The 10,094-nt window shown below is 30.4% G+C and carries 9 protein-coding genes; all 9 read right to left on the reverse strand.

Annotated elements, in window-relative coordinates:
* Nucleotides 1-6: 6 nt before the first annotated feature.
* The 9 genes from VN21_RS07120 to murQ all read right to left on the reverse strand — a co-directional run bounded on the left by VN21_RS07120 (nt 7) and on the right by murQ (nt 10,006).
* The gene (locus VN21_RS07120; protein WP_046822650.1) at nt 7-1,023 is read right to left on the reverse strand and encodes a 5-oxoprolinase subunit C family protein; all 1,017 of its coding nucleotides are present in this window, start codon (nt 1,021-1,023) and stop codon (nt 7-9) included.
* A gap of 19 nt (nt 1,024-1,042) precedes the next feature.
* Nucleotides 1,043-1,717, reverse strand: coding sequence for a 5-oxoprolinase subunit PxpB (gene pxpB / locus VN21_RS07125; protein ID WP_046822651.1), 675 nt, complete (start codon nt 1,715-1,717; stop codon nt 1,043-1,045).
* A 29-nt stretch (nt 1,718-1,746) separates the two neighbouring features.
* Entirely contained in the window at nt 1,747-2,937 is a 1,191-nt protein-coding gene (locus VN21_RS07130) for an NRAMP family divalent metal transporter (RefSeq protein WP_046822652.1), read from the reverse strand.
* Between the two features lie 14 nt (nt 2,938-2,951).
* The gene (locus VN21_RS07135) at nt 2,952-3,722 is read right to left on the reverse strand and encodes a LamB/YcsF family protein (protein WP_046822653.1); all 771 of its coding nucleotides are present in this window, start codon (nt 3,720-3,722) and stop codon (nt 2,952-2,954) included.
* A gap of 269 nt (nt 3,723-3,991) precedes the next feature.
* Nucleotides 3,992-4,666, reverse strand: coding sequence for a hypothetical protein (locus tag VN21_RS19240; RefSeq protein WP_052952003.1), 675 nt, complete (start codon nt 4,664-4,666; stop codon nt 3,992-3,994).
* 966 nt (nt 4,667-5,632) lie between these two features.
* Nucleotides 5,633-6,478, reverse strand: coding sequence for a MurR/RpiR family transcriptional regulator (locus tag VN21_RS07145; protein ID WP_046822424.1), 846 nt, complete (start codon nt 6,476-6,478; stop codon nt 5,633-5,635).
* Nucleotides 6,479-6,481: 3 nt separating this feature from the next.
* The gene (locus VN21_RS07150) at nt 6,482-7,555 is read right to left on the reverse strand and encodes a MupG family TIM beta-alpha barrel fold protein (protein WP_046822425.1); all 1,074 of its coding nucleotides are present in this window, start codon (nt 7,553-7,555) and stop codon (nt 6,482-6,484) included.
* Nucleotides 7,556-7,717: 162 nt separating this feature from the next.
* Entirely contained in the window at nt 7,718-9,079 is a 1,362-nt protein-coding gene (locus VN21_RS07155) for a PTS transporter subunit EIIC (RefSeq protein WP_046822426.1), read from the reverse strand.
* 21 nt (nt 9,080-9,100) lie between these two features.
* On the reverse strand, nt 9,101-10,006 hold the full coding sequence (gene murQ / locus VN21_RS07160) for an N-acetylmuramic acid 6-phosphate etherase (RefSeq protein WP_046822654.1): 906 nt from the start codon (nt 10,004-10,006) through the stop codon (nt 9,101-9,103).
* Nucleotides 10,007-10,094: the final 88 nt, after the last annotated feature.

Below are 10,094 nucleotides of genomic sequence, written 5' to 3' on the forward strand. Positions count from 1 at the left end.
AAAAAATTAATGTATTTCTTCACATATGGTTCTGTAATTAACACCATTTAAACTTATACTATAAAATTTTTTATTTATTACTTCAAATTTGTTTATGTTATCTTTAATTTCAGAAATTTCATCTTCATATTTTTTTAAAATCCTATGTGCTTCATATATATCTACTTCTTTAAATCTAACTTTGTCTCCTGGTTTGCCTTGAGCTAATTTACATAAGTCTACGCTTATAACATTAGCTATTTTAGTATAACCTCCAACTGTCTGTCTATCTGCCATCATAATAATAGGATTTCCATGTCCTGGAATTTGAACTGCACCAAATGCTATTCCGTCTGAGACTATATCTGCACCATTTAAATGATTAATTTTATCCCCAGATAATCTATATCCCATCCTGTCACATTCATTTGTTATTTCATATATAGAGTTAAAAAAAGTTTTTATATTTTTTGAATCAAACATATTATCTTGAGGTCCCATTATTGATCTCAACATAATTTCTTTATCATACTCTTTTATATATTTTTTAGGTAAAATTGAATTTGTGTCTCCATCAAATTTTAAAAGTTTTAGATAATCTTCCTCCCTAAGTTCTCTTCCTTTATATCCGCCTAAATTCCCTTTTAAATAAGTTGACTTACTACCCATAACAATTGGAACATCTATTCCTCCTCCAAATGCAATATAAGTTCTACATCCATTTTTTACTCCAGAAAAAGATAATATATCTCCGCTACTTACAATATAACTTCTATACATATCAATTCTAATTCCATTTAACATAGGCCCTAAATCCCCACCAGTTATTGCTATAATAGATTTCTGATGGAATTCTATCGTTGGACCAATTATTAATGCTTCTATACACGCTTCATATTCATCATTTCCAACTAGTATATTTGCAATTCTTAATGAATAATCATCCATTGCTCCAGAAGCCGGAACGCCATATTGTTGAAATCCTTTTCTAGTACCGCCTTGTATTAAACTTAATAAACCTTTATTTAAAATTTTAGCTCCCACCAATTAGCCCCCCTTCATTTTAAAAGTTATTAAACTCATCCTTTGTTATAGGTATAAACTTCACATAATCTCCTGCTTTTAATAAAATAGGATTTTCTCTTTTAGGATCATATAGTTTTATAGGTGTTCTTCCTATTAATTGCCATCCTCCAGGGCTCTCTATAGGGTATACTCCTGTCTGCTTTCCTGCTATACCTACAGATCCTTCTGGTATCTTAACTCTTGGATTAGCTAACCTAGGGGTCTCGAGTTTATTGTTCATTCCCCCTAAGTATGTAAATCCAGGCGTAAAACCTAACATATAAACTAAGTACTCAGCTTCACTATGAAGCTTTATAACATCTTCAATTTTTAATCCGTTATGCTTTGCAACAGTCTCTATATCAGGTCCAAAATCATTTCCATACAAAACAGGTACCTTAACTATATTTTTTTCATGTTTCTCTAAAATTTCCAAATTACTTTCCATATCTTTTACTGTGTTTATAAGATTATTAAATGCTATTTTTAATGGGTTATAAATTATCATAAGAGATCTATATGTTGGTATCATCTCATATATATAATCACTTAAACTGGATTTTTCTATGCTTTTCATTAAATTTATAACTTTTCTATTTATCTCTTCATCTATAATATCCCCAAATTCAACTACTATAGATTTATCTCCTGCTAATAAGTATTTTGTTTCCATAACTAATTCCATCCCCCCAGCAAGTATTTTTAAAATAACTTCACTATATCCTTAAGTGATATTAATCCACCTACAGCAGTAACTATTACTACTAAACATCCTAAAATTAATAACCATTTAGGATGTTTATATTCACCTACAATATCTTTATTTTTAGATGCTAACAATATAACCCCTAAAGTTATAGGAAGAATCAATCCATTTAAAGACCCAGCTAAAATAAGCAAACTTGCTGGTTTTCCTACTACTGCCATTATTAATGTTGAAATAAATATAAATAAAATTATAAATTTATTTTCATGTTTTTCTATTAATGGATGAAGTGTTTTTATGAAAGAAACAGATGTATATGCAGCTCCAATAACTGATGTTATACTGGCACTCCATAATACTAAACCAAAAAATTTGTATCCTAAATTTCCTGCTCCATACTTAAAAGCTGATGCAGCTGGATTTTCAGGATCTAAACTTACTCCTTGTGAAACAACTGCAAAAACCGCTAAAAATAATAAAATCCTTACTATAGTTGCTACACTTATACCTAATACTGAAGATTTGTTTACATCCTTTAAATTTTCTTCACCTGTTATTCCTGCATCAATAAGTCTGTGACCTCCTGCAAAAGTTATATATCCTCCAACACTTCCACCTAAAAGAGTTATTATTGGAAAAATTAATCCTCCTGGGTTTTTTGGAATAAAGGCTCCTTTTACAACTTGGTACATATCAGGTTTGTTTATTATAGCAACATATCCTACTACAACTATTACTATAATTGCTAAAAATCTTGTGAATCTATCTATTATTGGACCAGATTCTTTTATTAAAAAAATTGCTATTGCTATAAATCCACATACTAAAGTTGATATTGTAATATTTGCATTGAGCATTACATTTACTCCAAGTGCCGCCCCCCCTACATTCCCAATGTTAAATGCAAGTCCTCCTATCCCTACTAATATGGCTATGAAATAACCTAATCCTGGTAACACCTTATTTGCTATGTCCTGGCCTCTAAGTCCAGATACTCCTATTATTCTCCACACATTAAGCTGTGCTCCAACAAAAAATATAGTAGTCATTAAAACTACAAACCCAAAACTAGCTCCATATAACTCCGTAAACTTAGCTGTTTGAGTTAAAAACCCAGGTCCAATAGCTGAAGTCGCCATTATAAAAGCAGCTCCCATAAGAGCTGTTAAATCTTTTTTATTAGACATAAATACCCCTCCAATTATTTAATAACTTCACTTATGCAACATATATTTATGCCTTCCTTTATAAGCTCTGATTTTATGCTTTTTACAAATTCTATAGCTTTAGGGTTATCTCCATGTACACATATAGAATCCGCTTTTATATCTATGTCTTTTCCATTTATATCCTCTACTTTATTTTCTTTTATCATTTTTATAACTCTTTTTATTGCTATATTTGTATCATGTATAATAGACCCTTCAATACTTCTTGATACTAACGTTCCGTCGCTATTGTATGCTCTATCTGCAAACACTTCATTTGCAACCCTCAGACCAACATCTTTACCAGCATCTATAATTGAGCTATTTGCAAGTCCAAGAAGAATTATATTTTTATCAACCTCATATACTGATTGTGCTATAGCTAAAGATAACTCATAGTCTTTTGCTGCCATATTATAAAGAGCACCATGAGCTTTTACATGTTGTATATTTGTTCCATTTGAAATAGCGAAAGAATTTAGTGCACCTAATTGATATTTTACGTAAGCCTTAACTTCCTCTTGGCTAATTTTCATTTCTCTTCTTCCAAACCCTATAATATCCATAAATCCTGGATGAGCACCTATTTTCACATTATTTTCAATCGCTAATTTTACAGTTTTGTCCATTTGAATTGGATCTCCTGCATGAAACCCACAAGCTATATTTGCTGAAGTTATATGTTTTAAAACTTCCTCATCCATACCTAGTTTATAACAACCAAAACTCTCTCCTAAATCACTATTTAAATCTACTTTATACAAGTTCTATTCCCCCTATAGACATTTTAATTTTTTGTTTATTGTCCTACTTAAATTTTATGAATAAAAAAATAATGGTATGACTTAATTTAAGTAATCCTCTAAAATAAGATATTAAAATTATAATCAAAACAAAAACATCAATTATACATGAAAACATTTCATACACAACAAAGTAAAGAAAAAAAAATAACTTAACTTTGATGTAATAGATTTATCATACATATCAAAATTAAGTTATTTTTATTTATAATTAAAGCTTACTAATAAATTTACTTTATATTAATATCATTATAGTAAACATTTTTACTTACTGCTTCACCTATATTACTAATTAGATTTGATTCATATGATTCTTCATCAGGTTTAACTGGAGGTTCTTCTGGATTTTCAGGCTTTGTTGGTTCATCAGGTTTAACTGGAGGTTCTTCTGGATTTTCAGGTGTTGTTGGTTCATCAGGTTTTACTGGAGGTTCTACTGGTTTTTCCGGTGTTGTTGGTTCATCAGGTTTTACTGGAGGTTCTACTGGTTTTTCCGGTGTTATTGGTTCATCAGGTTTTACTGGAGGTTCTACTGGTTTTTCCGGTGTTATCGGTTCCTCAGGCTTTACTGAAGGTTTTACTTGATTTTGTTGTTCATTTGTAGGTTTATACTGAGAATTTATTGATGTTTGCTCATTTGAATTTTTATTGACGTAATAATCTTTTTTATATTTTTTTTCATTTTTATTAGATTTGTCCGTAGTTTCATCTTCTTTAACGATTTCCTCTTTTTTATTTTCTTGTTTATTAGTCTTATCTTCACTATTTTTTAAGACTACTTCTTGCTGCTCTATCCTTTTATATTCTTCATTTGCAAGAATTGGAGCTTGTGATAAAGTAAACCCTGAAACTAGTGCAGTTGTTAAAATTGTTGAGGCTACTACAACTTTTCCTTCTTTATTCATTTGTTAACTCCTTTGCTTAATATTATTCTATTTGTTTTATAGTATCTATTCACTTAAATTGGATGCTTTTCCTTTAGTTAAATTCCTTCATATTTTTCACTAGTTTCTCATAATTTGTGGATTTATTTTATATCGTAAAGAAGGGTGTAGGTAGTTGACTCTTAACACCAAAGTCTTTGACTTTTAAGTGTTTTAAATCAACTACCTACACCCTTCTTCTTCTTCTTTTCCACAATAAGCATAGGGATATAGTTGTATTTTAGTTACATTTCAAGCGTCTTTTTGCTTGTGTAGCAAAATACATCCTCTTCTTCTTCTCTTCCACAATAAGCATAGGAATATAGTTGTATTTTAGCTACATTTCAAGCGTCTTTTTGCTTGTGTAGCAAAATACATCCTCTTCTTCTTCTCTTCCACAATAAGCATAGGAATATAGTTGTATTTTAGCTACATTTCAAGCGTCTTTTTGCTTGTGTAGCAAAATACATCCTCTTCTTCTTCTCTTCCACAATAAGCATAGGAATATAGTTGTATTTTAGCTACATTTCAAGCGTCTTTTTGCTTGTGTAGCAAAATACATCCTCTTCTTCTTCTCTTCCACAATAAGCATAGGAATATAGTTGTATTTTAGCTACATTTCAAGCGTCTTTTTGCTTGTGTAGCAAAATACATCCTCTTCTTCTTCTCTTCCACAATAAGCATAGGAATATAGTTGTATTTTAGCTACATTTCAAGCGTCTTTTTGCTTGTGTAGCAAAATACATCCTCTTCTTCTTCTCTTCCACAATAAGCATAGGAATATAGTTGTATTTTAGCTACATTTCAAGCGTCTTTTTGCTTGTGTAGCAAAATACATCCTCTTCTTCTTCTCTTCCACAATAAGCATAGGAATATAGTTGTATTTTAGCTACATTTCAAGCGTCTTTTTGCTTGTGTAGCAAAATACAACTATATCCCTATCTTTACTTATAACTTTAAATCTTTTACTGCTTCTCTTGTTACTACTAATTTATTTTCTACTTCTTCGATATTTTCTTTAGCCATACCTATAAATAGCATATCGATTATCGCAAGTTGAGATATTCTTGAGCTCATAGCTCCTTCTCTTAAAGATTTTTCTACATAAGGAACCTTTAATGTTATATCAGATAAATCTTCCAATTTATTACTTATGCTTGCCTTTGTTATACTTATCACTGGAACATTATTTTTATTTGCATTTTCTACACACTTTATTACTTCTTTTGTCGTTCCCGAATATGATATTGCAACTGCTACATCTTCAGGCTCCATTAAAATAGATGAAGTAATTTGTAAGTGAGTGTCCACATGTGCTATACATCTTTTATTTATTCTACTTAATTTATAATAAAAATCTTGTCCTACTAATCCTGAAACTCCAACACTATATATATATATATTCTTTGCTTTAGAAAGTAACTCTATCGCTTTTTCTAAATCTTCTTCTTGAATTAAATTTACAGTTTTATCCATAACTTTATCAATCGATTTTTTTATCCCGTATATTATATCTGTTGTCTCAAGTTTTTTGTTTATATACTCAAAATCAGCTTTTTCTTTTATATCTCTTAAACTCATAGATAACTTTAACTTCATTTCATTTAAACTTTCAAAACCTAACTTTTTTGAAAATCTAATCAATGTAGCTGCCGAAGTATTTGTTATTTCCCCTATTTCTTTAGCTGATAAATTAATTATACTCTCATTATTAGAAAGTAAATAGTCAGCTATAAGCTTCTCGCTATCTGTAAAATCTTCATAATTTTGTTTTATATACTCTAAAATATTCATAACTTAAACCTTTCTAAAATAAAACTTTTTACCATCCTTTATATATTTTAATAGATAAAAGTCATCTTGTAAAACTGATGCTACTTTATTTATTCTAGCATCGTGAGCTTGAGTTGTAGTTAAAATTTGAAGCTCTCCCATATACCTCTTGTATCCTTCATTGTCTATAGTTATATCTCCATAATTTTTATCTACTGTATTTTCAGGTTTTATATTATTTCCATTTAATATTAACCTACTTTCACTAGCTCTTATAGCATCTCTTGCTCCATCAGTTCGTGAACTATATATTTCTTCTAATAATTTTAACGAAACTTTCTCTTTAGTATCTACTTTTATTCTTAATTCTACTCCTTCAGCAAAAAGATTAGCTAAATCATTTAACTCTTGTTTGCTTGGAAGTGAATCACCTATAAAAACTGACTGATTTCCTATTGCAAACAAATGATTTGCAGCTTGTCTTACATCTTTATTCCTATGATCTTCTAATGTTGGTAACCCATCTTTTAATGGACTTCTTTTTCTGTTATTAGATTGAACAAATGCACATACCTTTATTCCTCTATCATTTAAAATCTTATTCTTTTCTAACATACATTCCTCAGATATCCCTGTTCCGATTCTTGGGTAAAAGTTGTGAAGTGCATCTATATTTTCATAATTTGGAGAAAATTTATCTAAGTTTTTGAAAAACGATTCTGTTACTGTAGACGCATTTAATTGTATTTGTATACCATAATCATTTTTACCCATATTAGAGATCTCTTCTTCTGTATATCCAAAGTCAATTCTTATAGTTTTTACTCCCATATCTCTTAATCCTTTTAAATCCATGTTATCTAAATCTAAAAATTTAAAAGTATTTGGAGATATATCACTAATTATATCCATATCATATTGTTTTGCTAATTCAAAAAACTCTCTTACTTCAACTTTTAAAATATCATAATTAGCTTCTGGAATATGAAGCGATGTGAAAATCCTAGTAAATCCTAACTCATTAGCATCTTTTAATAATTGTATATTTTCATCTTTTGTATTATCTAGTCCAAAATAAACTGAAAATCCTAAACTCATAATTACTTCCTCCTCGTCATATAAAAACGGACTGACCTTATTTGCTGGGTCCAGATATAATGCTAATTTGTAGCGACCTTCAAAGCATCTTTTAAGCTTTGGGAGCACAACTTAGTATTATATTTGGAGTGCCCAAACCTTAGGTCAGTCCTTTACTATTTTTTATTCTACTGGATCTTCAAAGCCTAATAATTCTGTGAAGAAGTATCCACCTGCATACGATGCTACAACTCCAATTAAGAATACAAACATTTTCCCATCAGCTATTAATAGTGCAAGTGGTAATCCCGATACCCCCATTGCAACTGCTCCAACTTTGAAAAATGCCATTACCGCTCCACCTATTCCAGCTCCTAAGCAAGCTCCTAAGAAAGGTTTTCCAAGAGGTAATGTTACTCCATATATTAAAGGCTCTCCTATACCTAAAAATCCTGGTACTAATCCATTTTTTGCTGTTTCTTTTAATCTTTTATTTTTAGTCTTTTTAAAAACTGCTATTGTAGCTCCAACTTGAGCCATACCTGCTGTTGCAAGTATTGGAAGTAAAACTGTTGCCCCTGTACTTGCTATTAAATCTGCATGTATAGGCGTTAAAGCTTGATGCATCCCAGTCATAACTAATGGTAAGAATAGCGCTCCTGACACTGCTCCTGATATAACAGAAACTAGCATATTTCCTGATGCTACAGTATTTGCTACTACTAAACCTATTGAATCAGATATAAACCCACCTATTGGTTGTAGTACTAATAATGCAACTAAAACTGAAACTGTTAGTGTTACTAGTGGTGTTATAAATAAGTCTAACACATCTGGTACTACTTTTTTACACCCTTTTTCAATATAAACTGCTAATAGTGCAACTAATATTACTGATATTATTCCACCTCTACCTGGTGTTAATGTCATTCCAAATAAATTTATATCAGCAAGTACTGGAGATGATAAAATTCCTCCAAGTACTCCACCCATCATAGGCATTTGTGATCCAAATTCTTTCGCTGCATTTAATCCAACTAATACAGATAAAACTGAAAAAACTCCGTTTCCTATTAATCCTATTATCTTCGCTGCAGTTGTACTTGTATATGCTTCTCCAAAATATACTCCTGCAATATTATTAACTGCTAAAACTAACCCACATGCTACAAATAGTGGTATTAAAGGTATGAATATATTCCCAACTTTTTTAAGTGCATTTTTAAATTTCGTATTATTCTTTTCCTTTAATTTATCTTTTGTTTCTCTTATTGCATCATCACCTAGTAAAACTTTTTTACCAACTATCTTGTTAACTTCTTCAGTTACTTTATTTACTTTACCTGGTCCATAAATAATTTGTAATTGCCCCTCTGCTTGAACTACTCCCAGCGCACCTTCTGACTTTTTCAATTCTTCCATTTTAACTTTTGAATAATCAAATAGTTCAAGTCTACAACGTGTCATACAGTTTTGTACACTTTTAATATTTTCTTTTCCACCAACTAAGTCAATTAAATTCTTTGCTATTTCTTGGTTTGTCATTACAATTCCTCCTATTTATTTTTATATATTTTTAAGAGCTTTTGCTATATATCCATTATTCTTTTCTAATATTACTTTAGCTTCTTCTTTTTCTAAGTTTGACAAGATCATAAATATAGATAGCTTTACATCAAACCCAGTTTTCTTTAAAATAGTTTCTGCTTCTTTAAAACTTACTCCTGTCGCTTCACATACTATTTTTTTAGATCTCTCAACTAATTTTTCATTTGTTGCTTTCACATCTACCATTAAGTTTCCATATACTTTTCCCATTTTTATCATGCTTCCTGTTGACAGCATATTTAATACTAACTTCTGGGCTGTCCCTGACTTCAATCTTGTAGATCCTGTTACAACTTCTGCTCCAACAACTGGAGATATTGCTATTTTAGCTTCCTTTGCTACTTGTGAATCTGCATTACATGTAACTGATATCGTTAGGGCTCCTATTTCATTTGCATACTCCAATCCCCCTATTACATATGGTGTTCTACCTGATGCAGCTATACCCACTACCGTATCATTTTCATTTAAACTTTTATCCTTTAAATCTAATACAGCTAACTCTTTAGAATCTTCAGCACCTTCTTTAGCTCTAAATATAGCCTCTTGACCTCCTGCAATTAATCCTTGAACTAATTCTTCTGATACTCCGTATGTTGGAGGACATTCTGATGCATCTAGTATTCCTAACCTTCCAGAAGTCCCTGCTCCTATATATATTAACCTTCCACCTTTTTGCATTCTCTCTACTATTCCATCTATGGCTTCTGCTATTTGGGGTAGTTCTATTTCTATTGCATTTGCTACCTTTTTATCTTCTTCATTTATCATCTTAACCATTTCTAAAGTTGATACTTTATCTATATTTAATGTATTTTGATTTCTACTTTCTGTTGTTAATTTTGATAAGTTTAATTTATCCATTTTTTTACCTCCATATTTTATTTCATTCTATGAATTCGTTTTCTTATTTATAATTTCATAATATCATGTTTGAAATATCATTTCAATA

The sequence above is a fragment of the Paraclostridium benzoelyticum genome, assembly GCF_001006285.1.
GTDB classification, from domain to species: domain Bacteria; phylum Bacillota; class Clostridia; order Peptostreptococcales; family Peptostreptococcaceae; genus Paraclostridium; species Paraclostridium benzoelyticum.

What these genes read in the sequence shown, in the direction of transcription:
- pxpB (WP_046822651.1), bottom strand. Translation starts at nt 1,717, where the DNA reads ATGGAAACAAAATACTTATTAGCAGGAGATAAATCTATAGTAGTTGAA.
- VN21_RS07130 (WP_046822652.1), bottom strand. Translation starts at nt 2,937, where the DNA reads ATGTCTAATAAAAAAGATTTAACAGCTCTTATGGGAGCTGCTTTTATA.
- VN21_RS19240 (WP_052952003.1), bottom strand. Translation starts at nt 4,666, where the DNA reads ATGAATAAAGAAGGAAAAGTTGTAGTAGCCTCAACAATTTTAACAACT.
- VN21_RS07145 (WP_046822424.1), bottom strand. Translation starts at nt 6,478, where the DNA reads ATGAATATTTTAGAGTATATAAAACAAAATTATGAAGATTTTACAGAT.
- VN21_RS07150 (WP_046822425.1), bottom strand. Translation starts at nt 7,555, where the DNA reads ATGAGTTTAGGATTTTCAGTTTATTTTGGACTAGATAATACAAAAGAT.
- VN21_RS07155 (WP_046822426.1), bottom strand. Translation starts at nt 9,079, where the DNA reads ATGACAAACCAAGAAATAGCAAAGAATTTAATTGACTTAGTTGGTGGA.
- murQ (WP_046822654.1), bottom strand. Translation starts at nt 10,006, where the DNA reads ATGGATAAATTAAACTTATCAAAATTAACAACAGAAAGTAGAAATCAA.